This is a genomic window from Kitasatospora sp. NPDC056273, assembly GCF_042268845.1.
Lineage (GTDB): Bacteria > Actinomycetota > Actinomycetes > Streptomycetales > Streptomycetaceae > Kitasatospora.
The window spans coordinates 69,620-92,707 of sequence record NZ_JBHJSJ010000015.1; the positions used below are offsets into that span (position 1 = coordinate 69,620).

The window sequence follows — 23,088 nt, forward strand, 5'->3', positions numbered from 1 at the left end:
CCCCGGCGACCGCAGTGCACCCGTGGGCCCGCCGTCCACTAGGCTGACGAGCCGTCAGACAGGAGGACGGGCCATGGCGGAGGCGGCTCCGACGTACACCGCGCTGGTGCTGGACGGGCTCGCCCGCGATCCCGCCCGGGTGGCGCTCCGGTACGGGGACGAGGAGTGGACCGGGCAGCGCTGCCTGGACCTGGTGCACCGCGCCGCCCGCGCGCTGGAGCGGGCCGGGCTCGGGCGCGGGGACGGGGTGACGGTGCTGGCCGGGAACCGGCCGGAGGCGCTGCTGGTGCGGCTGGCCGCGAACCTGCTGGGCTGCCGGGTGGCGATGCCGTTCCCGGACGGGCCGGTCGCCGAGCAGGTGGCGCTGGCGGAGTTCGCCGGGACGTCCGCGCTGGTCTTCGACCCGGTCCGGTGCGCGGCGGCGGCCGACGGGGTCGCGCGGGCCGTGCCCTCGGCCGTCCTGCTCTCGCTGGGCCCGTCGCCGCTCGGGCTCGGCACGGACCTGCTGGACCTCGCCGCGGCCCGCTCCCCCGCCCCGCTGGCGCCCCGTTACCGGCCCGAGGACGTGATGGCGGTGCGGTTCACCGGCGGCACGACCGGGCGCCCGAAGGGGGTGCTGCGCCGCTTCGCCCGTCCGCCGCGCCCGCCGCTGCGGGCCGGCTCGGTCTTCCTGCTGTGCACCCCGCTCTGCCACGGCGGCGGCACCACGGCGGACCTGGCGCTGGCGGCGGGGGGCATGGTGGTGATGCAGGACGGGTTCGACGCCGGGGCCGTACTGGCGGCGGTCGAGCGGCACCGGGTGTCCCGGATGTACCTGCCGCCGCACCTGCTGTACCGGCTGCTGGACCACCCGCTGCTGCCGACGACCGACACCGGCAGCCTGCGCCGGGTCGGCTACACCGGCTGCGCGCCCTCGCCGCGGCGGCTCGCCGAGGCGACCCGCCGGCTGGGCCGGGTGCTGCACCAGACCTACAGCCTGACGGAGTGCGGGCCGGTCGCCCGGCTGGGCCCGGACGAGCACCTGGCACCGCGGCTGCTGACCACCGCGGGCCGCCCGTACCCGGACACCGGGCTGCGCGTCCTGGACGAGGACGGCGCCGAGCTGCCGCCGGACCGGACCGGGGAGATCTGCGTCCGGACGCCGACCGCGATGGCCGGCTACTGGCGCGACCCGGAGCTGACCGGGCAGGTGCTCCGGGACGGCTGGCTGCACACCGGCGACCTGGGCAGCCTGGACGCGGCCGGCTATCTGACGGTGGCCGGGCGGCGGGACCCGATGGCGGTCGTCGAGGGGCACAATGTGTTCCCCCGCGAGATCGAGGAGCCACTGCGCACCCACCCGGAGGTCCGCGAGGCGGTGATGTTCACGACCACCGACCCGGACCGCCTGGAGCGGGTGCACGCCGCCGTCGCCCTCGTCCCCGGCTCGCGGCTGACGGCCGGGCAGCTGCACCGCTGGGCCCGGGCGCACGGCCTCGGCCGGTGCGCCCCGGACTCGCTCCTGCTGCTGCCCGCGATCCCGCTGAACGGTCTCGGGAAGCCGGACCTCGCCGCCCTGCGGGCCCAGGTGGACGCCGGGAGCGGACGGGCGGCCGCCACCGCGGGGGCGCGCGACGGGGTGTGACGCGCCCGACGAGTGCATCGAGCGCCTACGCGGGCGACCTCTCGTGCGCCACCCGGCGGGAAGAACCGTCCGTGGGCACTCGATCGTGCGGCCCGACCTGCCGATACATCCCCGGCAGCGCCGTGCACGTCGCTGTAGGCCGCACCGTCCCCCCAGGAGGCACTCCCTTGACCTGGCTACGCGTCCTGACCGCACTGGGCATCCTCGCCGTGGCGGCCAGTGCCCTGATCGTCTTCGCCCTCTGCACCGCCACCTCGCGCGGCGAGCGCGCCGCGGAGGAGGCGCCGCCCGACCTCCGGGCGGACGCCGAGGGCAGCGGCCTCTTCCAGCGGATGGGCGGCGACAGCTGACGCCGCGCCGCCCACCGCCGGTCAGTGCCCGGCGATGTCGTCCGGCCGGACCTCGATGTGGTCGGCGGCGAGATCGACCGCCACCCGGTGCTCCATGCCGAGCGACTCCAGGAACTTGACCGGCAGCTGCACCCGGCCGCTGCGGTCCAGCATCACGTACTCGCGCTCGTTCACCGACTCCTCGCCGTGCTCGTCCGTCACGGTGCGGCGCAGCACCTCGCTGGCGGTCCGCCCGTCCCGGATCGCGACCGTGCGACGGACCTCGCCCGCGACCATCGGGTCGTGGGTGACGATCACGACGGTGGCGCCCAGTTCGCGGTTGACGGTGCGGAAGGACTCGAAGATGATCCCGGCGGTCTCCGAGTCCAGCTCGCCGGTGGGCTCGTCGGCGAGCAGCACCGGCGGGTTGTTGGCCATCGCCACCGCGATCGCCACCCGCTGCTGCTGGCCGCCGGAGAGCTCGTTGGGCTTGCGGTGGGCGAGCTCGCCGATCTCCAGCGCCTCCATCAGCTCCGCGACCCGGGCCGCCTGCTGCCGGGCCCCGCCGGCGCCCGAACGACGGCCGCGCAGCTGCATCGGCAGGGCGATGTTCTCGGCGGCGGTGAGGAAGGGCAGCAGGTTGCGGGCGGTCTGCTGCCAGATGAAGCCGACCACCTCGCGCCGGTAGCGCAGCCGCTCCTTGACCGACATCTCCAGCAGGTCGCAGCCGGCCACGGTGGCGGTGCCGGCGGTCGGCACGTCCAGCCCGGCGAGGATGGTGAGCAGCGTGGACTTGCCGCTGCCCGAGGCGCCGACCAGGGCGACCAGGTCGCCCTGGCGGATGGTCAGCTCCAGGCCCTGGAGCGCCTGGACCTCGACCCCCTCCGCGCTGAAGATCCGGACCAGCCGGTCGCAGACGATGGCCGCTCCCTCGCCGTACGCCTTGGGCGAGGCGGCGGCGAGGGCCCGCTGCTGGAGCTCCTGGAGGCTGGGGGCCTCGGTGACCGTTCGCTCCTGGGGAGTGCTCTTCACCGGTGGTCTCCTGTCTCGACTGTCTGCTTCATCGCACCGCTCTCCACTGTCCCGGCGGACCGGGCCGCTGTCACGGCCCGTGCACCGCCCCCGCCCGCCGCTCCCGGCGGGTCCGCCGCTATCCGTGCCGGCCTCATTGCCGTTCCCCCGCTCGCAGTTCGGTGGCGATCTGGCGCCGGCCGGCGACCAGGGTCTCCAGCACCACGCCGAGGCCGACCACCAGGGCCAGACCGGCGGTGGGCAGCAGCACCGGCAGCACCGCCGGGGCCAGGGTCTCGCCGACGGTGGCACCGACCAGCGCCGAGAGGTCGAAGGCGCCCCCGAGCAGGGCGACCGCGGCCAGCGCGACCAGCCCGCCGCCGACGGCCGCCGCCAGGGTCTGCGGCAGCGCCTCGGCGATGATCAGCACCAGGCCCTGCCGGGGCCGCAGGCCCATGGTGCGCAGCCGGGCGAGCACCGCCGTACGGTCCGGCGCGGCCCGCAGCAGCGTCAGCAGCACGGCCAGCAGGGCGAACCCGGCGGCGGCGAAGCCCGAGTACCAGAACAGCCGCCCGGCGGCGTGCTGCACCGGGTCGCCGGCCAGCTCGGCGACCTTCTCGCGGCTGCTGTGCACCACGTAGCCGGGGGGCAGGCCGGCGGTGGTCTTCCCGGCCGCCGTGGCCTCCGCGTCGATCAGCTTGGCGACGCGCCCCAGGAGCTCGCCGCTGCCGATGGCGCGCTCCCGCAGCAGGGCGCGGACCCGGTCCGGGTCGACGTCGCCGACGGCGAACCACTTGTTCACCCGGTTCGACCGCTTGAGCTCCGGCAGGTGCTCCGCGGCGGGGCCGGCCGGCACCACGACGAAGGGCTTGCCGGGGTCCGGGAAGGCGGGCGTGGCGGTGACGATCCCGGCGACGCTGGTGACCATCTGGCTGCCGGAGGGCGTGCGCACCTGCGGTGCGCCCGAGGCCAGGTGCGCGGCCAGGTCCCGGCTGAACAGCGCGGGGACCGGGCCGTCCTTGCCGCCCGGGGCAGCGGTCAGCCTGGCCGGGTCGTACCCGCCGACCCCGACGGTGCGGGAGATCTCCGCGTAGGCCTCGGGCTCGACCACCACCAGGACGGCCTCGGCGGTCTCCCGGTCGGCGCCGACGAAGGTGGCCCGCTCCTCGATCCACGCACCGGTCGCCGCCCGGACGCCGGGCAGTTCGCCGGCCGCCTTGGTGAAGGCCTCCGGCAGGTTGGCGTAGAGCGGGACGGAGACGGACACGTCGCCGCCGGTGGAGAGCCGGGCGGCACGCGCCCGGGAGTGGTCCACCGTGTCGAGCACGGTGGCCCCGAAGCCGGTGGCGGTGACGGCGATCAGCAGAGCGAGCAGCGGCAGCGCGGAGGGCCGCCGCCGGCCCGAGTTGTCGCGGGCGGCCCGGACCAGGCCGAGGAAGCCGACCAGGCCGCGGCCGCGGCCGGCGAGTGCGGCCAGCCAGCCGACCACGACCGGCTCGATCCTCGCCAGCAGCAGGCCGCCGGAGACGGCGAGCAGCAGCGGGGCGGCCACCAGCAGCGGGTCGACGCCGCTACCGGGGTGGCCGACGCCGCGACGTCGGACCTCGGCCACGGCCGCGGCGGTGACGGCCAGCACGGCGAGTTCGCCGACCATCCGGCGCCAGCCGCCGGCCGCCCGCGGGCGCGCCCAGAGCAGCGCGGCCCGGACCGGGAAGACCAGGATCGCGAGCAGGGTCACGGCGAGCGCCAGCAGCACCGGGGTGCCCCAGCGCGGGGTGGGCAGCAGCACCAGCGCGAGGGCCGTGCCGAGCACGGCGGCGGGCAGCACGGTCACCGCGCCCTCGCCGAGCAGCCGCAGCAGTACCCCGGTTCGCGAGCCGCCGCGGGCCTGGAGCAGCCGGATCTCGGCCGTGCGCCGGTCCGTGCTGAGCGCCGCGGCCAGGCAGAGCACCACGACCGCGACGCCGGCGACACCGGCCGGCCCGATGGCGCCGAGCGGGGCCGCGGCCTGGTAGCGGGCGGTGGCCCGGGCGAGGACGTCCGGCATCAGCGAGGTGGCGTGCAGGTCGGCCCGGAGGGTGGCGTCGATCAGGGCGGTCATGCCGGGGCCGGCCGTGTACGAGCCGAGGACCTCGCGGGTGTGGTCGAGCTCGTCGGCGCGCAGCGAGCCGGGGTCGACGGGCAGCCGCCAGAAGTTCTGGCCGCTCGAACCCCAGCGGGCCAGCGCGGTCAGGCTGCCGCCGTCGACGAAGCCGCTGGTCCAGTACCACGCGTCCTCGCCCTTGACGCCCAGGCAGGCCCTGGACGGGCAGCCGAGTCCCTCCCAGAACGGGTCCTGGGGGTCGTTGACCCGGTAGAGGCCGGTCACGGTGGTGCGCAGCGCGACCGGTCCGTCGGTGCCGCTCTCGATGACGTCGCCGACCTTGATGTTGATGGCCTCGGCGGCCTGCTGGCTCAGCGCGATCGGCAGCGGGCCGTCGACCGGGGCGGGGCCCGGCCAGGTGCCCGCGGTCAGCGTCGCCCGGTCGGCGAGGCCGTGCAGGTAGAACAGGCCGAGCCCCGGGACGGCCCGGTCGGAGAGCCGGGTGAACCCCGGGTTGAACATCTTCCGCTCGGTCTTGATCCGGGTGCCGTGGACCTGGGCGGACGCGCTCAGCGGCAGCTGCCGTCCGATCTGCGCGTCGAACTTCCGCTGCAGGGCTTCGAGGGCGGCGCCGTCGTCGCCGGGGGCCAGCCCGGAGGTGACCTCCAGGTTGGTGACGTTGGTGCCCAGGCCGCGCGTGAACTCCTGGAGCGCGCTGTCCGCGTTCCGGTCCGCGATGCGCGGGAAGGCCGCCGCCAGGAAGACGGTGACGAGCGCGAGGGCTGCCGTGAGCAGCGCGGCCAGCGGCATCGCGCGCAGCCGGGTGCGCACCCAGGGCGCGGGCCGGTGGGCCCGCGCCGGTTCGGGCGCCGGCGGCGGCGCGGGGGTGGGCACGGTGGTGCCGGCCTTGGTGGTCACATCTCCTCCACGTGGCGCAGCCGCGCGGCCACGTCTCGACGCCGGCGGCCGATCAGGAAGGCCGACAGCAGCGGGACGACGGCGATCGCGCCCGCGAACAGCAGCGCCTGACCGAACGGCAGCTCGACCAGGGCCTCCGGCACCGGGCGGCGGGCCGCCGGGGTCAGCACCACGAAGGGCACGATCAGCCGGACGAGCAGGGCTCCGAGGGCGAGGCCGACGATCCCGCCCAGGCCGACCAGCACCGCGTTCTCGGCGGCGACGGTCCGGGTGACCTGCTTGCGCGGGGCGCCCAGGGCGAGCAGCAGCGCGGAGTCCCGGGAGCGCTCGTGTGCCGAACCGGCCACCGCGGCGGCGAAGCCGATCGCGGCGAGCACGGCGGTGACGATCGCGATGGCCATCAGCGCGCTCTGCGGGGCGGCGCCGACCGGGTCGCCGAGGAGGCCCTCGGAGACCTCCTCGTAGAGCGCGAGGTCCTGGCTGCCGGGCGCGCCGCGCAGGGCGGCGGCGGCCTCGGCCGGGATGCGGTCGCCCGGCCCCGTGGCGGGCAGCCACCACTCGGTGCGGGACGGCAGGTTGCGGTCCTGGACGGACAGCATCCGGGCGACCGAGCCGAGGTCCAGCAGCAGCGCCCGCTGGCCGGCCACCGGGAGGGCCTCGACCGCGCCGGTCACCTTGACCGGGACGACGACCCCGCTGAACGGCACCTGGAGGGTGTCGCCGACGGAGGCTCCGACGGACTTCAGGTAGTCGTGGGTGGCGACGCCGTTGACGGCGGCCGGCAGGGGCGCCCCGGTCGGGCTCAGCACCGCGCGGATCGGGTCTCCGATGCCGCCCGCGGGGTGGTAGCGGACCGTGAACAGGCTGTCGGGGGCGGCCGCTTCGGAGGCGAGCGCGGCCACCGGCGAGCCGCCCGCGCCGTTGCGGGACTCCGGCGGCTTGATGGTCCAGCCGGCACCGGACGGCACCGGGACGGCGGTGGACGGTCCGTCGGCGGTGTCCGAGACGGCCAGGTTCCGCAGGGTGACCTCGCCCTCGCTGCGGTCGCCGAAGGCGACGTTCGCGCCGACCACTGTCAGCGGGGCGGCGACCGAGCCCACCGGGGCGTCGACCAGCGCGCCGAGCCGGATCGAGGAGTGGACCTGGCCGTTCATCGGGAGCTCGCCGAACGGGACCTTGTGGACCAGGCCGAAGCGGTCGCGCAGCAGCAGCCGGACCTCGGGCTGGATCGGGACGCTGGTGAACCGCGAGTTCTTCGGCTCCTGCTGGCTCACCGCGATGTCCGCGTCGATCCGCAGCGGGCTGCCGGGCAGCGGGATGCCGGCGGGGGCGGGGGAGGCGAGCGAGCCGAAGACCTCCGTACCGGTGCGGCCGTCGAGCAGGTCGGAGCGGACCGGGACGCGTTCGGCGAAGGCGGCGGCGTCCACGGCCATCAGCTGGCCGGAGCCGCCCTGCAGCGGCTGCTCGTCGCGCACCACCGCGACCAGCCGGTCGCCGCCGGGCAGGCTGCCGTAGCGGCCGCCCTGACCCATCGGCGCGTTGTGCGAGCCGGAGATGCGCAGGCCGCCGGCCGTGGCGAAGGCCGCCTGGTCGCGCTGGGAGGCGGTCCAGGTGGCGTGCTGACCGAGCGCCAGGACGCCGGTGGCCACGGCCATGACGAGGAGCAGGACGGGGCCGGTGGCGCGGCCGGGCCGGCGGGCCAGCTGCCAGCCGACCATGGCGGGGCCGAGGCCGCTGCCCCGGGCCGCCGCGCGGGCGCCGAGCCGGGCGACGACCGGCAGCAGCCGCAGCACCACCAGGGTGCCGGCGCACAGGGCGAGGGTCGGGGTGGCGACCAGCAGCAGGTCCACGTCCAGCCGGCCGGTGGAGTCGGGGGACAGCCCGCCGCCGTACTGGTCGAGCTGCTGGTAGGCGAGCGCGGCCAGGGCGAGCACGGCGATGTCGCCGCCGTTGCGGGCGACGCCGGAGACCACCGCCTGGCGGCGGCCGGCCCGGCGGCGCAGGGCGGCACCGACGCCACGCACCACGCTCGGCACGGTGGCCAGCAGGATGCAGGCGAACGCGCAGACCACGGCCACCGGCCAGAGCGACCAGCTGATGCCGGTGTCCAGGGCGACCTGGTGGGCGCTGCCGAGGCCGGCCAGCGCGCGGACCAGGAACGGGGTCAGCAGCGGCGCGAACACCGCCGCGGGCAGGGCCAGCAGCAGCGACTCCAGCGCGGTGAAGGAGCCGAGCCGGACGGCCGAGGCGCCGCGCGCGGCGAGCATCTCGTTCTCGGACTCCTGCCGCGCGGCGATCAGGTGCACGACCAGCAGCAGGGCCGCCGCGGCGAGCACCGCCAGCTGGAGGGCGCCGATCAGCAGGGTGGACCGGGCGACCACCATGCTGTCGGACAACTCGCGCATGATGTCGGGCAGTTCGGTCTTCGCGGCGAGCGAACCGGAGGTCCGCAGCTCATCGGAGAGGCGCTGGGCGCGGTCGCCGACGGCCTGCGCGGCGGCCCGGTCGACGCCGGAGAAGTCGGCGTCCAGCGACCAGCCGCGGCTGCTCTGGACCAGGCCGGCCGTGGTGAAGGCGCTCTGGTCGACCATCATCGGGCCGAAGGTGGTGAAGCCGGCGACCTCGATCTCGTGGCCGCCGACCGGGTCGATCCGCCAGTACGGGGCGGCCGGGTCGGTGGCCCGGTAGACGCCGGTGATCCGGACGGTCAGCGGCTTGCTGTCGTTCCGGTCGACGAGCCGGACCTCGGCGGGCAGGGCCTGCTCGGTCAGACCGAGCCGGCGCAGCAGGCTCTGCGGGACGGCGGCCTCCGGGGCGGCGGACTGGGCCGGCCCGGTGGCGGCGCCCGGCCAGGCGCCGGCCACCAGTTGGACCCGGCCGCGGTCGAGGTCGGCGAGGACCGTCAGGTCGAGCTGGGCGCCGGGGGCCTGGCCGGCGGAGGCGCCGGCTGCGCCGGTGCCGCTCGCCGGGCTGCCGTTGGCCGCGGTGCCGTTGGCCGGGCCGCCGTTCGCCGCGCCCCCGGAGCCGGGCAGGCTGTAGGAGCGGCTGCGCATCACGCTGTCGGTGTGCACGGGCAGGTCGCCGAAGAGCTTCTGCCGGTAGGAGGCGAGCGCCTCCTCGTCCTTCGTCCGCTGGTCGAGCCCGTGCTCGCCGGTCACCGTCACCGTGGTCCGTGCGTGACCGGGCCCTTGGAGCGCCTGTCGCAGGCCGGCCTCGCCGACACTGCTGTTGAAGGCGACCAAGGCGGTCAGCACGGATGTGGTGATCAGCACCGCGAGCAGGACGGCGGCAGCCAGCGGCACTCGTCCGCGCAGTCGGCGCACGACGAAGCCGAGCATCAGGTTCCTCCCCCGGACTTACGTCCCCGGTTGCATCCCCGGGCCCCGCTCGTCGGTCCGATCCGAGTGCCGATCCGCGTGCAGATCGGTCACAGATGGACACACCGCGGGCACACCGGCGCATTGATCACCGGCTATCGGTCGCCGGATAGCGGACGATGCTGTCAGATTCGATCCAGGAACGGAAGGGACTTGCGCGAATCAAGTAAGCAGTGAGCAAATTCCTTTCATTGGTAGCATCCCGGCCGGGGATGCCCTACTTGAAATGCCATGAACACCTCACAAATCCGGCTTCGGCGCACTCCTTTGGCCCGGGACACCGACTTCTCGGATTCCCGCCCGGGAACGTGAACCGCCGGAGCACTCATATCCGTAGAACCGGACGGGACCCGGATGGAACCGGGCCGCCACGCCCACAGGGGGACGCCGCATGACGCAGCCTCAGGCCGCCACCGCCGACACCACCACCCAGCCGATGGTGGCCGTCACCGACCTCCGCCGGAGCTTCGGCACCGGTGAGCGGACCGTGCACGCCCTGCGCGGCGTCTCGTTCACCGTCGGCCGTGGTGAACTCACCGCGCTCAAGGGCCGGTCCGGCTCCGGCAAGACCACCCTGCTGAACCTGGTCGGCGGCCTGGACGCACCGACCGGCGGCAGCATCGCGCTGGACGGCATCGACCTCGCCTCGCTGGACGAGGACGGCCGGCTCGCCCTGCGGCGGGAGCGGATCGGCTTCGTCTTCCAGTCCTTCGGGCTGATCCCGATGCTCACCGCCGCCGAGAACGTCGGCGTGCCCCTGCGGCTGCGCAAGGCCCCGGCCGCCGAGCGCGAGGAGCGCGCCCACACCCTCCTCGCCCTGGTCGGCCTCGCCGACCACGCCAACCAGCGCCCCGGCGAGCTCTCCGGCGGCCAGCAGCAGCGCGTCGCCATCGCCCGTGCGCTGGCCAACCAGCCCAGCCTGATCATCGCCGACGAGCCGACCGGTCAGCTGGACTCCGAGACCGGCCGCTCGATCATGGAGCTGCTGCGCGCGGTGGTGCGCAGCGAGGGCGTCACCGTGCTGGTCGCCACCCACGACCCGACGCTGATGGGGCTCGCCGACCGGGTGATCGAGGTCCGGGACGGACGGATCGTCGAGGAGGAGGCGGAGCAGGCCGCCTAGCGGAACGGGCCCGGGCCCCGGGGCTGATCCCGGTGTGCGCTACGGGTGCGCGTGACAGGACTGCTTTACGGGGGTGGGGATGCGGGGTGCCTCCCCGCCCCCGTGGGGCGCCGGCGCTCGGACTCAGGGCCCGGCCGGGACGATCGATTGGGCGTGGTGGAACACCTCCTCCCCGTCCCAGTAGGCCTTGGTGCGTTGCAGCCGTGGGTAGTTGCCCTTGTAGTAGAGGCGCGGGTAGTCCGGGTCGGGCTGGTCGGCGGTGCCCAGGTCGGTGTCCGGGTAGTTGACGTAGGCGCCGTCCGTCGCGGTGTCGACCTCCGGGACACCGCCCGTCTCCCGGTAGACGTCGCGGTACAGCCCGCTCAGGTAGGCGAGGTGCTTCTCGTCCTCGGCCGGGTCCGTCCAGTGCGTCTGGTACTGCAGCTTCATGATCGAGTCGCGCTGCGGGACAGCCGTCTCCTCGGGGCGGCGGGCGTTGATCCGGCAGCCGTAGGAGTCGATCTGGACCACCGTGTTCGAGAGGTCCGCCCCCTCGACGTCCCGCGTCAGCCAGTCCCAGAAGGCGGCGATCTGCGCCGGGGAGAACGGCTCCCGGTGGTAGGCCGACTTGTGCTTGCCCCGCTCGTTGTCTCCCGAGGGGTTGAGCGTCATGGTCGCCTGGAACCACGGCATCCGGCGCCGCTTGTCCGGGTAGGGCAGGAACAGCCCGCCGGCCGAGCGGGTCTGCACCACCGGGCGCGTCGTCATCCCCTGTTCGACGGCGGCCACGAAGGCGTCGAGCGGGGCCGGGTCCGCTCCGTCCCACTGGCTGAACAGGACGACGTTCCCGTTGGAGTGGTGGGTGAGCTTGAGGATGGCGAACAGCCCCTGGTACACCGCCTCCCGCGGGCCGCTGTGCTCGGCCATGAAGGCACCGAAGTTGGCCACCAGGGTCTCGAAGTCGGCCGGCTGCCGGAGCAGTTCGGCCCAGGGCCAGGCCACGCTGCTCAGCCAGACCCGGGGCGGCGGCTGGGGCACGTCCGACGCGAAGTGGTACCGCAGCACCACCCCGAAGTTCCCGCCCCCGCCGCCGGTGTGGGCCCAGAAGAGGTCCTGCTCGGGCGAGCCCGGCGCGTCCTCGCGGTGCGCCTTCGTCACCACCGCCCGGCCGCCCCGGACGGTGACCACGTCGACCTGGACGAGGTGGTCGACGGTGAGCCCGTGCCGCCGGGAGAGCAGGCCGTACCCGCCGCCGCAGACGTGCCCGCCCGCGCCGACCGAGTAGCAGGACCCGGCGGGCAGGGTGACGGCGTACTCGCGGAAAAGCGTGGTGTAGACGTCCCAGTTGGTCGCGCCGCCGTCGACGCCGTAGGTGGGCCGGCCGAACTTGTCGGTCGAGGCGGCGACGCCGCGCATCGTGCCGAGGTCGAGGATGACGCCCTGGTCGTTGTCGACGAAACCCTCGTAGCAGTGCCCGCCGCCGCGGACCGTTGGCCGTAGCCCGGCGTCCAGCGCGCGGTTCACCTCGGCGACCGCGTCGGCCTCGTCGCCCACCAGCCGGATGTAGGCGGGACTGCTGCTCCACCGCTGGTTGAAGCCCTGGGCGAGGGTCTGGTAGCGGGGGTCACCGGGGAGCACCGACCGCCCCTTCGGCAGCTCCCGGCGCGCGCCCTCGGCCGCCGCCGCGCCCGTGGAAGCGGCGGTGATCCCGGCGGCCGCCGCGCCGGCACCGCCCAGGAATCCCCGCCGGGAGAATTCGTACCGCATGTTCCGTCCCCACTTTCCCGATTCCGAGAGAAGCCGGCGGCCCGCACGCTAACACGGATATCCGGCCACGGGAATCGGTTAATGAAAAGTGTGACAGTACGTCATTCCTGCTGGTCCGGCCTGGTCTTGACCGTCATCTTGACGCCGGAATCCCATTGTCAGTGGCATGGGCTATGGTCGCCGACGAATCGCAGGAATCCGCTCCACGGGAGGTTCGATGACGATCCGTCTCCGCGTTCTCCGGGCCCTCCCGGCCCTCCGGGAACTCGCCCGGAAAACACGGTCGTGGTGGCCGGCTGCACCGCCGACCACCACGACCGTCAAACCCTCCCCCGGATCACCGGGGGCCGTTCCGTCAGACCGCCGGGAAGATCTCCGCGTCCGGCTTCAGCAGCTGGCCGGCCGCCGGCGCGGTGCCGTCGACCAGGTAGCGGGTGACCATCTTGTTCAGCGCCTGGCTGCGGCCGACCGCGCAGTGCTCGATCGAGTCGACGCTGACCAGCACCGCGTTGCCCAGCTCCTGCTGCATCCGCTGGGCGAACTTGTACTGGGTGGCCGGGTCGTAGAGGTTGCCGATCACCATCACGGTGTTGGAGGTCTTCTTGTTCCACGGGCCGGAGAAGCGCTCGGCGTCCCGGGCCGGGGCCGGCCAGCTCGCGCACGCGGGCGCGTCGAAGGCCTGGTAGCGGCCGAAGGTCGGCATCTCCTTCTCCCAGGCCTTGGCCGCGTTCGCGAACACCCGGTCGTTGGAGGGGTACGGCTTGTCCTGGCAGTTGACGGCCATGTAGGAGTCGTCCGCGGTGTACTCGGAGTCGACCGGGGCCTCCCGCAGCGCCGTCCGCGGGACGTCCACCGAGAGCAGGTTGGCGTCCTCGTCCGAGACGTTCGCCTGCGGGGCCAGCAGAGCGGCCGCGGCCGGCTTCTGGAACACCTGGTAGGTCGCCTGGAGGGACTTGGCCAGCGGGGCCAGCTTGGCCTGCGAGTACAGGGCGCTGGCCACCTCGCCGGTGAAGCTGCTCAGCGTCACCTTGGAGCCGTTCGGCAGCGTGATCGGGCTGGTCCGCAGGTGGTCGCGGAGCTGGTCGAACTTGGCCCGGGTGTCGCCCTCGCCGAAGGCGCAGCGCGGGGCGCCGGCGGTCTGGCAGCGCTTGAGGAACTCGTCCAGGGCCAGCTCGAAGCCGTTCGCCCGCTGGCGGTCGTACTCCAGGCCGTTGTGCAGGCGCAGGTTCGGGTCGACGTTGCCGTCGACGATGATCGCGCGGACCTTGTTCGGGTACATGTTGGCGTACGTCGAACCGATCAGGGTGCCGTAGGAGAACCCGGCGAAGGTGAGCTGGGCGTCACCGACGGCGCGGCGCATCCGGTCGAGGTCGCGCACCACGTTGATGGTCGACATGTGCTCGATCAGCGGGCCGGCGTTCTTGCTGCACGCGTCGGTGTAGTCCTGGTCCGCGTCCAGCGTCTCGTTGATCTCGGCCTTGGTGACCGGCACGCCGACCATGCGGTTGGTGACCGCGTCGGCGTCCTCCTGGGTCTTGAAGCACTTGAGCGGGTTGCTCCGGGCCACGCCGCGCGGGTCGAAGCCGACCAGGTCGAACTTCGACTGCACCTCGGTGCCGAAGCGGGCGGTCGTCGCCCACAGGTAGCCACTGCCGCCCGGGCCGCCCGGGTTGAGGAACAGCGAGCCGATCCGCTTCGACGGGTCGCTCGCCCGCCGCCGCATCATCGCGATGCCGACCTTCTCGCCCGACGGCTTGTCGTAGTCCAGCGGCACGGGGTAGACGGCACAGTCGTAGATGCCGGGGTCCGGCTTGGTCGGGTCGGGGTTGCACGGCGTCCAGGCGACGGGATCGACCTTCGCCTCGGCCAGGCTCGGGGTCTGGTCAATAGGCGCTGCCGAAGCGGCGGCGGCGGTGCCGGTGACAAGTGCGAGAGCGCAGGTGACCGCTCCGGCCAGCGTGGATATGCGGGACAAGGAACCTCCTCCGTACTGAAAGGGCGGCCCCAGCCTGTCAGTCGGAGATCTCCGTGGGAAGACCTGGGAGCGGCGTAAATCATCCACCCGTCATGTGACACATCGCGAAATATTCTGTGAATGAACCAACTTGACGGTTGATTGACCTGAGATTTCGTCATCCCGCGTTGCCGATCGACCGTCGGCCGTCCGGGTTCGGTGGGGGCGGGCGGCGTCCGGCGGGGGGCCTGCGCAGCCGACCGAGGGCGCGGATTTCCCGCGCGGCCGAACATCCGGGGCTCCCGCTATTGCGCGATCGGCATCGAGGGCACGGCGCTCCCCGCCGGTGCTCGGCGGCCCGTGGACGGGAGATGGTCCCACGCCTCGCAGGCGCGAGCCGGGTCGCGCCGGCGAGGAGCGGCACGCCTCAACTCGCGGCCGCTCCCCGCAGGGCGGCCGCCACCAGCCCCTGGATCGCGTCGGCACCGGGCTCGCCGCCGCCCACCAGGTGCTCGAAGACCAGACCGTCGACGCAGGCCAGCAGTGTGGCGGTCCGCCCGTCGGGGTCGCTCACGCCCCGGTCGGCGAGGAACGCGCGGACGGCGGCGCGCCCGGCATTCTCCCGCGGGACGAGGATCTCGCGCAGTTCGGGATCGCGCACGCTCTCCACCGCGCAGGCGTACCGGGCCAGCGAGCGCCGCCGCCCGTCGCCGGACAGTCGTTGCCGCATCAACTCGGCGATGCCGTCGGCCAGTTCCTCCGACGAACGGACCGGCACCCGCTCCCCCATGGCGTGCAGCTCGCCCTGGTCCAGCTCCACCAGCCGCCGCACCAGCGCGGTGAGCAGGGCCTGCCTGGTCCGCAGGTAGGCCGAGGTGGTTCCAACCGGCAGCCCGGCCGCCGCGTCGACCGCCCGGTGGGTCAGTCCGCGCACCCCGAGGTCGGCCAGCACCCCGATCGCGGCGTCCGCCAACACCGTCCGGCGGTCCGGCCGCCCCGCATCGTCCCGCTTCTGGCCCTCGTGTCGCCGCATCCCTCCTTTTTACCGGGGCCGCGGCACCCGGCGCGCACCACCTCGGTCCGAGCCGACCGCCGACCGCCACCCCACCACCCCGAACCGCCCCGGCGGACCCCGTCGGACCCGCCCCCACCCCCGTCCACCTGCCGACAGCCCCGTAGTACGCTCCTTCTACAGATGTAGAAAGCGGCGCGGCAACACGGGAAGGACCGGGCATGAGCAGCAGCAGCGCGGTGGTGGTCGGGGGCGGCATCGGCGGACTGGCGGCCGCGATCGGGCTCCGACTGGCGGGGTGGGATGTGACCGTGGTCGAGCGGGCGGCCGTCCTGGACGATGCGGGCGCCGGCATCTCGCTGGCCGCCAACGGGATGCGCGCGCTCGCCGCCCTGGGGGTCGGCGAGGCGGTCGAGGCTGCCGCCCGCCGCCAGTACACCGGCGGCACCCGGACGCCGGATGGCCGCCGGCTCGCCGCGATGGACGGTGCGGCACTGGAACGCGAGCTGGGCGCCCCGATCGTCGGGATCCCCCGCGCTGCTCTGCACCGCATCCTGCGCGAGGCGCTGCCCGCCGAGTCCCTGATCGTCGGCGCCGAGGTGACCGAGCTGGACACCACCCGGCCGTTCCGGGTCCGGGCCGGGTTCGGCGGCACCACCCCGGCGACCGACACCCAGCAGGCCAACCCCCGGCAGGCCGACCCCCAGCACGCCGACCGCCCGAAGGCCGACCGCCCGAAGGCCGACTTCCTGGAGGCCGACCTCCTGGTCGCGGCCGACGGCATCAACAGCAGGCTCCGGCGCCGCCTCTTCCCCGACCATCCCGGGCCGGTCTACAGCGGCTCGACGGTGCTCCGCGCGATCACCGAGCGCCCGGTCGACGGACTGAGGGCCGACTTCGAGATCACCTGGGGACACGGCGCCGAGTTCGGCCACATCGCCTTCCCGGACGACACCGCCGAGTGGCACGCGGTCCTGAACGCCCCGGCCGGGGTCCGCTACCGGGACCCGCTGGCCGAGGTCCGCCGCCGCTTCGCGCCCTGGCACGAGCCGATCCCCTCGCTGCTGGCCGCGACCCGGCCGGAGGCGGTGCTGCACCACGACATCAACGAGCTGACCACCCCGCTGCCCTCCTACGTCTCGGGGCGGGTCGCACTGCTCGGCGACGCGGCGCACGCCATGACGCCCCACCTCGGCCAGGGCGCCTGCCAGGCCCTGGAGGACGCGGTGACCCTGGCGGCGGCGCTCGCCGAGGCCCGGACGGTCGAGGGCGCGCTCGCCCGGTACGACGCGGCCCGCCGTCCGCGCAGCCAGACCGTGGCCCGGGACGCCCGCCGGGCCGGCCGGATGGGCCAGCAGCTCGCCCACCCCCTGGCGGTCGGCCTGCGCAACGCCGCGATCCGGCTCACCCCGCCCGGCGCGATGGTCCGGACCGTCCTGCGGCACGCCGACTGGACGCCGCCGCAGATCGCTCCGCGTGCCGCCTAGGCACAAGCCCATGGTCCCGCTTGACGCGGAATCAAGTTAGGCGCCATATTACTTCTCGTGACCCAGTACTCCGAGGGCGGTCCCACCGCCCCCAGCCTCGACCAGGCGCGCCGCCAGATCGCCCGCTACGGCCTCTCGGCCGATCCGCAGGCGATTCTGGTCGCGACCCGGCTGATGGCGGCGGGCGCCCGGATCAACCAGGCCGGCGAGGTGCACTTCGGCCGCTTCGGCCTCTCCACCGGCCGCTACCGACTGCTGGCGGACCTGGAGGACCACGGCGGCGAGAAGTCGCCCTCCCAGCTCGCGGCGAGTCTCGGCGTCTCCCGAGCGACGGTGACCGGCCTGGTCGACGGCCTGGAGCGGGAGGGCCTGGTGGCCCGCCGGCCGTCCACCGAGGACGGCCGCGGCAACGTGGTGATCCTCACCGCGCGGGGCGCCGACCGGCTGCGGGAGCTGGCGCCCGAGCACTTCGCCCGGATGCAGGCGCTGGTCGGGGGGCTCTCCACCGAGGAGCGCGCCACCTTCCTGGACCTGCTGGGCCGGGTGGTCGCGGGCATGGACGCGCTCACCGAGGACTGATCCGCACCCAGGCGGGCCGCCGTTCGGTGGCCCGCCTCCCCTCAGCCCCAATAGTTAGGCACCTAAGCACAAATACTTAGGTGCCTAACTACCAACGAAAGGACATCCGCTCCGATGAGCAAGAAGGCCCCCGGCGCTCCCCCGCCCTTCGTCCTGTGGCGCGAGGTCCTGCTCGCCTACGCCATGCCCGCCGCCATGGCCGGGGCCGGCGGAGCCATCACCGGCCAGCCCCAGCTGGTGGCCGCCGCGCTCACCACCATCGGCGGCACCTCCGCCCTGGTGGCCGCCGCCCTCGGCGCCGCGCTGCGCCGCCGCCCCGTCCGCGCCCGGCCGGCCCGGACCCCGCGCGCCCTCGCGGCCGCCGCCCTCGGCCTGGCCGGAGCCGCGCTCGGCCTGGCCGTCGGCCTCGCCGCCGCCCACTGGCTGCCGCAGGTCCCCCGGCTGGCCGACAGCCCGTGGCCGCACCGGCTCCCCATCGACCTGCCGGTCTCCTCGGCGATCGCCGCCACCATCACCACCTGGCACTGGCGCGGCAGCCGCCCGGCCCGCACGGCACAGCACCGACTCCCCACCGCACCCCTCCCCGAAAGGCAGACATCATGATCGTCATCATGGGCGCCGGTGGCGCCACCGGCGGCGCCACCCTCCGCAGCCTCGCCGCCCTCGGCGCGCCGAGCCGCGCCCTCAGCCGCGAGCCCGCCCGACTGGCCGCCGCACTCGACGAGCGCACCCTCGCCCGCACGGCCACCCTCCCGGCGGACGCCGCCGACCCGGCCTCCCTGCGCGCGGCCTTCCGCGGCGCGCACCAGCTCTTCCTCACCATGGCCAACGGCCCGCAGCAGGTCCGGTACGAGCTGAACGCGATCGAGGCGGCGGTCGACTGCGGCGTGGAGCACATCGTCAAGGTCTCCGCGCCCGCCGCCGAGCCGGACTCCCCCGTCGCCGTCTCCCGCGGCCACCACCTGATCGAGGAGCGGCTGCGCTCCTCCGGCATCACCACCACCGTCCTGCGGCCGTACGCGTTCATGCAGAAGCTGCTGCTCCTGGCCCCCGGCATCGCCGCCGCCGGAGTGGTGCACGGCGCGCTGGGACAGGCGCGCTGCAACTACGTGGACGCCCGGGACATCGGGGACGCGGCGGCCGAGGTGCTCACCCGCCCCGAGCTCGCCGGTGGCACCTATCCGCTCACCGGCGGGCGGGCCTACAGCTACCCGGAGCTCACCGCACTGCTGGGCGAGCTGCTCGGCCGGCCGGTCCGCTACCTCGACCTGGGCCCGTCCGAGCTGCACGCCCACCTGGTCGGCCGGGCCGGGATGCCGGACTGGCTGGCCACCCACGTGGTGGAGATCCAGCAGCTCGCGGTGGTCCGCAAGGAGACGCCGGACGACACCTTCCTCCGCCTCGCCGGACGCGCCCCGCGCACCCTGGAGGCCTTCCTCGGCGAGAACCTGCACCGGTTCCGCTGAGCGCCGGGCCGTACGGCGGGCCGGGGCCGGACCGAGGGGACCAGAGCGCGAAACCCGGCCCGCCGACGGCCCGCCACCCGAAGGGAGCAGCATTCACTGTGGCGTGGATCACGGTCGAAGAATCGACCTGACGATCCGTCAATTCCACTGACACCTCGTCACATGGGTTCCAACGGGGCTCAGTTATTGACTGATGAAGCGTCAGATTCGGCCAATCCGGCGCCAGTTGGGCCGTGTGTCCGCTCCTGCCGGGTCGCCGCGCCGGGGCTACCATCGGTCGGGTTGTCCGCTCCGGCCCCGGAGTGGGGTCACCCGATCAGGCGGTGCCCCCACCGCCCCAGGGGCCGGGCATCGGTCGGAACGGGGCGAGGACGAGGAGCGCACGGCTGCCATGACAGCTGAACCGAGCCACCCGGAGCAGTACCCCACGCCACCGCAGGATCCGACGCCCCGTGCCGAACCCGTCCAGGGGTCCACGCCCCACGCCGAGCCCGCCCACGAACCGGTGCCGCAGGCCGAGCCTGCCCTCGCCCTGTTCCCCGGCCGCCCGGCCGCCGCCCCGCGCACCCTGGTCGACGTGCTGGACGCCACCGTGTCCGCCCACCCCGACGAGCCCGCCCTGGACGACGGGCGCACCGTGCTCAGCTACCGCGCGCTGGCCGCCGAGGTCGAGCAGCTGCGCCGCCGGCTGGCCGCCGCCGGGATCGGCCCGGGCGACCGGGTCGGCGTGCGCGTGCCCTCCGGCACCAACGACCTGTACGTCTCGATCCTCGCGGTGCTCGCCGCCGGGGCCGCCTACGTCCCGGTGGACGCCGAGGACCCGGACGAGCGCGCCGAGCTGGTCTTCGGCGAGGCCGCCGTCGCCGCCGTGCTCGGCGCCGAACGCGGCCTGGCGACCACCGGCGAACGCGCTCCCGCCCTGGAGCGCCGCCCCACCCCCGCCGACGACGCCTGGATCATCTTCACCTCCGGGTCGACCGGCAAGCCGAAGGGCGTCGCCGTCACCCACCACAACGCCGCCGCCTTCGTGGACGCCGAGGCCGCGCTCTTCCTCCAGGAGGAGCCGATCGGCCCCGGCGACCGGGTGATGGCCGGCCTCTCGGTGGCCTTCGACGCCTCCTGCGAGGAGATGTGGCTGGCCTGGCGGCACGGCGCCTGCCTGGTGCCGGTCCCCCGCTCCCAGGTGCGCAGCGGCGCCGACCTCGGCCCGTGGCTGGCCGAGCAGGAGATCACCGTGGTCTCCACCGTCCCGACCCTGGCCGCGCTGTGGCCGGCCGAGGCCCTCAACGAGGTGCGGCTGCTGATCTTCGGCGGCGAGGCCTGCCCGCCCGAGCTGGTGCAGCGCCTGGTCACCGAGGGCCGGGAGCTGTGGAACACCTACGGCCCCACCGAGGCCACCGTGGTCGCCTGCGCCGCCCTGCTGACCGGCGAGGGCCCGGTGCGGATCGGCCTGCCGCTGGACGGCTGGGACCTCGCCGTGGTGGACGAGGCCGGCCTGCCGGTCGCCCCCGGCGGCACCGGGCAGCTGGTGATCGGCGGGGTGGGCCTGGCCCGCTACCTCGACCCGGAGAAGGACGCCGAGAAGTACGCGCCGCTGCCCTCGCTGGGCTGGGAGCGCGCCTACCGCAGCGGCGACCTGGTCCAGGCGGACCCGGCCGGCCTGCTGTTCCTCGGCCGCACCGACGAGCAGATCAAGCTGGGCGGCCGCCGGATCGAGCTCGGCGAGGTCGACGCGGCCCTGCAGGCTCTGCCCGGCGTGGCGGGCGCGGCGGCCGCCGTCCGGACCGCGCGCGGCGGCAACCAGCTGCTGGTCGGCTACCTGGTGGTCCAGGACGGCTTCGACCGCGAGCAGGCCGTCGAGCGGCTGCGCGCCGAACTGCCCGCCGCCCTCGTGCCGCTGCTGGCGACCGTCGAGGCCCTGCCCACCCGGACCTCCGGCAAGGTCGACCGGGCCGCCCTGCCCTGGCCGCTGCCCGAGCTGGAGAACGCGGGCCCCGGCGAGGAGCTGTACGGCACCGAGGCCTGGCTGGCCGAGCAGTGGTCGGAGATCCTCGGCGTGCGGGTCGGCGGCCCGCGCGACGACTTCTTCGCGATCGGCGGCGGCAGCCTGGCCGCCGCCCGGCTGACCACCCTGCTGCGCACCCGCTACCCGAGCGCTGCCGTGCTGGACATCTACCAGCACCCGACGCTGCGCAAGCTCGCCCGGCACCTGGAGCGCTCCGCCGGCGAGAGCGCCGAGGCCCGTACCGTCGCCCTGGTGCCGACCAGGGCCAAGCTGCTCCAGCTGCTCCTGCTGGTCCCGCTGTTCACCGTCGTCGGCCTGCGCTGGACGGTCGCCCTGCTGGCCGCCGGGAACCTGCTGACCCACCTCGGCGACTACCCGTGGGCGCCCACCGCCTCCTGGTGGTGGGTCGGCGCGGGCGCGCTCGCGCTGTACACCCCGGCGGGCCGGCTGGCCCTCGCGGCGGGCGGCGCCCGGCTGCTGCTGCGCGGGGTGCGCCCGGGCAGCCACCCGCGCGGCGGCTCCGTCCACCTGCGGCTGTGGACCGCCGAGCGGCTCGCCGAGCTGAGCGGCGCGGACTCGCTGTCCGGCGCCTGGCTGACGCGCTACGCCCGGGCGCTGGGCGCCAAGGTCGGGCCCGAGGTGGACCTGCACTCGCTGCCGCCGGTCACCGGGATGCTGAAGCTGGGCCGCGGCTGCGCGGTCGAGGCCGAGGTGGACCTGTGCGGCTACTGGCTGGACGGCGACCGGCTGCTGATCGGCCAGGTCAAGATCGGCTCCGGTGCCGTGGTCGGCACCCGGTCGACGCTGCTGCCCGGTGCCCGGGTCGGCAAGCGCGCCCAGGTGGCGGCGGGCTCCAGCATCACCGGGCAGGTGCCGACCGGCCAGCGCTGGGGCGGCGCGCCCGCCGTCAAGCTGGGCCGCACCGAACGCGCCTGGCCCAAGGAGCGCCCCGCCCGCCGGGCCCGCTGGGCCTCGCTGTACGGCGCCAGCGGTGCCGTACTCGGCCTGCTGCCGGCACTGCCGGCGCTCGCCGCGCTGGCCGTGCTGTCCCGGTTCGTCGAGCAGGGCGCGGCGCTCGGCCCGGCGCTCGGCGGCGCGCTGCTCGGCCTGCTGCCCGCCACGCTGGCGTTCGGCGCGGTGTACGCGGCGCAGCTGGTGGTGCTGGTCCGGCTGCTGAGCACCGGCCTGGTGCCCGGGACGCACCCGCTGCACGGCCGGGTGGGCTGGCAGGCGTGGACCGTCACCCAGCTGATGGACCGGGCCCGCGAGGTGCTGTTCCCGCTCTACGCCGGGCTGGTCACGCCGCTGTGGCTGCGCACCCTCGGGATGCGGGTCGGCCGGGGCGCGGAGGTGTCCACGGTGCTGGCGCTGCCCAGCCTGACCACGGTCGGCGACGGCGCGTTCCTGGCCGACGACACCCTGATCGCCCCGTACGAACTCGGCGGTGGCTGGGTGCGGCTCGGCGAGGCGAAGGTCGGCGAGCGGGCGTTCCTCGGCAACTCGGGGATGACCGCGCCGGGCCGCTCGGTGCCCAAGCGCGGCCTGGTGGGCGTGCTGTCGGCGACGCCGGCGAAGGCGAAGAAGGGCGGCTCGTACCTGGGCATGCCGCCGATGCGGCTGCCGCGCTCGGCGGACCTGGCCGACCAGAGCCTGACCTACGAGCCGCCGGCCCGACTGCTGTGGGCGCGCGGGCTGGTCGAGGTGGCCCGGCTGGTGCCGGTGCTGGCCTCGGCGGCGCTGGGCCTGCTGACCGCGGCGGCGCTGTCCTGGCTGGCGGCCGGCTCGCCGCTGACCGCCGCGCTGCTGTCGGGCCTGGTGCTGCTGGCGGCCGGCGCGCTGGCCTGCCTGGTCTCGGCCGCCGCCAAGTGGCTGCTGGTCGGGCGGTTCCGGGCGGTGGAGCACCCGCTGTGGAGCGGCTTCGTGTGGCGCAACGAGCTGGCGGACACCTTCGTGGAGATGCTGGCGGTGCCGTGGCTGGTCGGCGCGGTGCCGGGCACCCCGGTGCTGAACCTGTGGCTGCGCTCGATCGGCGCGCACGTCGGGCACGGGGTCTGGTGCGAGAGCTACTGGCTGCCGGAGGCGGACCTGGTCACCCTCGGCGACGGGGTCACCATCAACCGGGGCTGCGTGGTGCAGACGCACCTCTTCCACGACCGGATCATGCGGATGGATACTGTGGTCCTCCGCGAGGGCGCCACCCTGGGCCCGGGCGGCATCGTGCTGCCCGGCAGCACGGTGGGCGCGCGCAGCACGCTGGGCCCGGCCTCGCTGGTGATGCGCGCCGAGTCCGTCCCCGCCGACACGCGGTGGCTGGGCAACCCGATCGAGGCGTGGCAGAGCACGCCGTGACCACCTCCCCGTCCCCCCGTCCCGG

General features: G+C 74.9%; 14 protein-coding genes. 8 read left to right on the forward strand and 6 right to left on the reverse strand.

Annotated features, from left to right (window positions below; all coding sequences use genetic code 11):
• Window positions 1–73: 73 nt before the first annotated feature.
• On the forward strand, window positions 74–1,624 hold the full coding sequence (locus tag ACFCY1_RS16170) for an AMP-binding protein (protein WP_375874961.1): 1,551 nt from the start codon (window positions 74–76) through the stop codon (window positions 1,622–1,624).
• Between the two features lie 167 nt (window positions 1,625–1,791).
• Window positions 1,792–1,974, forward strand: a complete 183-nt coding sequence (locus ACFCY1_RS16175) for a hypothetical protein (protein WP_049658969.1) — start codon at window positions 1,792–1,794, stop codon at window positions 1,972–1,974.
• 21 nt (window positions 1,975–1,995) lie between these two features.
• Here ACFCY1_RS16175 and ACFCY1_RS16180 read toward each other — a convergent pair whose 3' ends face one another.
• The 3 genes from ACFCY1_RS16180 to ACFCY1_RS16190 all read right to left on the reverse strand — a co-directional run bounded on the left by ACFCY1_RS16180 (window position 1,996) and on the right by ACFCY1_RS16190 (window position 9,303).
• Entirely contained in the window at window positions 1,996–2,985 is a 990-nt protein-coding gene (locus ACFCY1_RS16180; RefSeq protein ID WP_049658967.1) for an ABC transporter ATP-binding protein, read from the reverse strand.
• 133 nt (window positions 2,986–3,118) lie between these two features.
• Entirely contained in the window at window positions 3,119–5,965 is a 2,847-nt protein-coding gene (locus ACFCY1_RS16185; protein WP_375874962.1) for a hypothetical protein, read from the reverse strand.
• Complete coding sequence (locus ACFCY1_RS16190; protein ID WP_375874963.1) at window positions 5,962–9,303, reverse strand: ABC transporter permease; 3,342 nt, start codon at window positions 9,301–9,303, stop codon at window positions 5,962–5,964. The genes ACFCY1_RS16185 and ACFCY1_RS16190 overlap by 4 nt, the downstream gene beginning before the upstream one ends.
• A gap of 430 nt (window positions 9,304–9,733) precedes the next feature.
• Here ACFCY1_RS16190 and ACFCY1_RS16195 point away from each other — a divergent pair, with 430 nt between their 5' ends.
• On the forward strand, window positions 9,734–10,465 hold the full coding sequence (locus ACFCY1_RS16195; protein ID WP_049656422.1) for an ABC transporter ATP-binding protein: 732 nt from the start codon (window positions 9,734–9,736) through the stop codon (window positions 10,463–10,465).
• A gap of 123 nt (window positions 10,466–10,588) precedes the next feature.
• Here ACFCY1_RS16195 and ACFCY1_RS16200 read toward each other — a convergent pair whose 3' ends face one another.
• From ACFCY1_RS16200 to ACFCY1_RS16210, 3 genes are all read right to left on the reverse strand, one after another.
• Window positions 10,589–12,211, reverse strand: coding sequence for an FAD-dependent oxidoreductase (locus tag ACFCY1_RS16200; RefSeq protein ID WP_375874964.1), 1,623 nt, complete (start codon window positions 12,209–12,211; stop codon window positions 10,589–10,591).
• A 355-nt stretch (window positions 12,212–12,566) separates the two neighbouring features.
• Window positions 12,567–14,186: an alpha/beta hydrolase gene (locus tag ACFCY1_RS16205; protein WP_198959396.1), complete on the reverse strand. Its 1,620-nt coding sequence runs from the start codon at window positions 14,184–14,186 to the stop codon at window positions 12,567–12,569.
• Between the two features lie 406 nt (window positions 14,187–14,592).
• Window positions 14,593–15,198 (reverse strand): TetR/AcrR family transcriptional regulator, encoded by a 606-nt coding sequence (locus tag ACFCY1_RS16210; protein WP_375874965.1) that lies wholly within the window; start codon window positions 15,196–15,198, stop codon window positions 14,593–14,595.
• 200 nt (window positions 15,199–15,398) lie between these two features.
• Here ACFCY1_RS16210 and ACFCY1_RS16215 point away from each other — a divergent pair, with 200 nt between their 5' ends.
• From ACFCY1_RS16215 to ACFCY1_RS16235, 5 genes are all read left to right on the forward strand, one after another.
• Window positions 15,399–16,664 (forward strand): FAD-dependent monooxygenase, encoded by a 1,266-nt coding sequence (locus ACFCY1_RS16215; protein ID WP_375874966.1) that lies wholly within the window; start codon window positions 15,399–15,401, stop codon window positions 16,662–16,664.
• 57 nt (window positions 16,665–16,721) lie between these two features.
• Window positions 16,722–17,243: a MarR family winged helix-turn-helix transcriptional regulator gene (locus ACFCY1_RS16220; RefSeq protein WP_375874967.1), complete on the forward strand. Its 522-nt coding sequence runs from the start codon at window positions 16,722–16,724 to the stop codon at window positions 17,241–17,243.
• A gap of 114 nt (window positions 17,244–17,357) precedes the next feature.
• Window positions 17,358–17,846 (forward strand): hypothetical protein, encoded by a 489-nt coding sequence (locus ACFCY1_RS16225; RefSeq protein ID WP_375874968.1) that lies wholly within the window; start codon window positions 17,358–17,360, stop codon window positions 17,844–17,846.
• Complete coding sequence (locus ACFCY1_RS16230; protein WP_375874969.1) at window positions 17,843–18,709, forward strand: NmrA family NAD(P)-binding protein; 867 nt, start codon at window positions 17,843–17,845, stop codon at window positions 18,707–18,709. The genes ACFCY1_RS16225 and ACFCY1_RS16230 overlap by 4 nt, the downstream gene beginning before the upstream one ends.
• Before the next feature lie 391 nt (window positions 18,710–19,100).
• Window positions 19,101–23,063, forward strand: a complete 3,963-nt coding sequence (locus ACFCY1_RS16235) for a Pls/PosA family non-ribosomal peptide synthetase (RefSeq protein WP_375874970.1) — start codon at window positions 19,101–19,103, stop codon at window positions 23,061–23,063.
• Window positions 23,064–23,088: the final 25 nt, after the last annotated feature.

Coding starts and splice junctions, on each gene's coding strand:
- ACFCY1_RS16195 (WP_049656422.1), top strand. CDS start 9,734: ATGACGCAGCCTCAGGCCGCCACCGCCGACACCACCACCCAGCCGATG.
- ACFCY1_RS16190 (WP_375874963.1), bottom strand. CDS start 9,303: ATGCTCGGCTTCGTCGTGCGCCGACTGCGCGGACGAGTGCCGCTGGCT.
- ACFCY1_RS16235 (WP_375874970.1), top strand. CDS start 19,101: ATGACAGCTGAACCGAGCCACCCGGAGCAGTACCCCACGCCACCGCAG.
- ACFCY1_RS16200 (WP_375874964.1), bottom strand. CDS start 12,211: ATGCGGTACGAATTCTCCCGGCGGGGATTCCTGGGCGGTGCCGGCGCG.
- ACFCY1_RS16215 (WP_375874966.1), top strand. CDS start 15,399: ATGAGCAGCAGCAGCGCGGTGGTGGTCGGGGGCGGCATCGGCGGACTG.
- ACFCY1_RS16210 (WP_375874965.1), bottom strand. CDS start 15,198: ATGCGGCGACACGAGGGCCAGAAGCGGGACGATGCGGGGCGGCCGGAC.
- ACFCY1_RS16230 (WP_375874969.1), top strand. CDS start 17,843: ATGATCGTCATCATGGGCGCCGGTGGCGCCACCGGCGGCGCCACCCTC.
- ACFCY1_RS16225 (WP_375874968.1), top strand. CDS start 17,358: ATGAGCAAGAAGGCCCCCGGCGCTCCCCCGCCCTTCGTCCTGTGGCGC.
- ACFCY1_RS16170 (WP_375874961.1), top strand. CDS start 74: ATGGCGGAGGCGGCTCCGACGTACACCGCGCTGGTGCTGGACGGGCTC.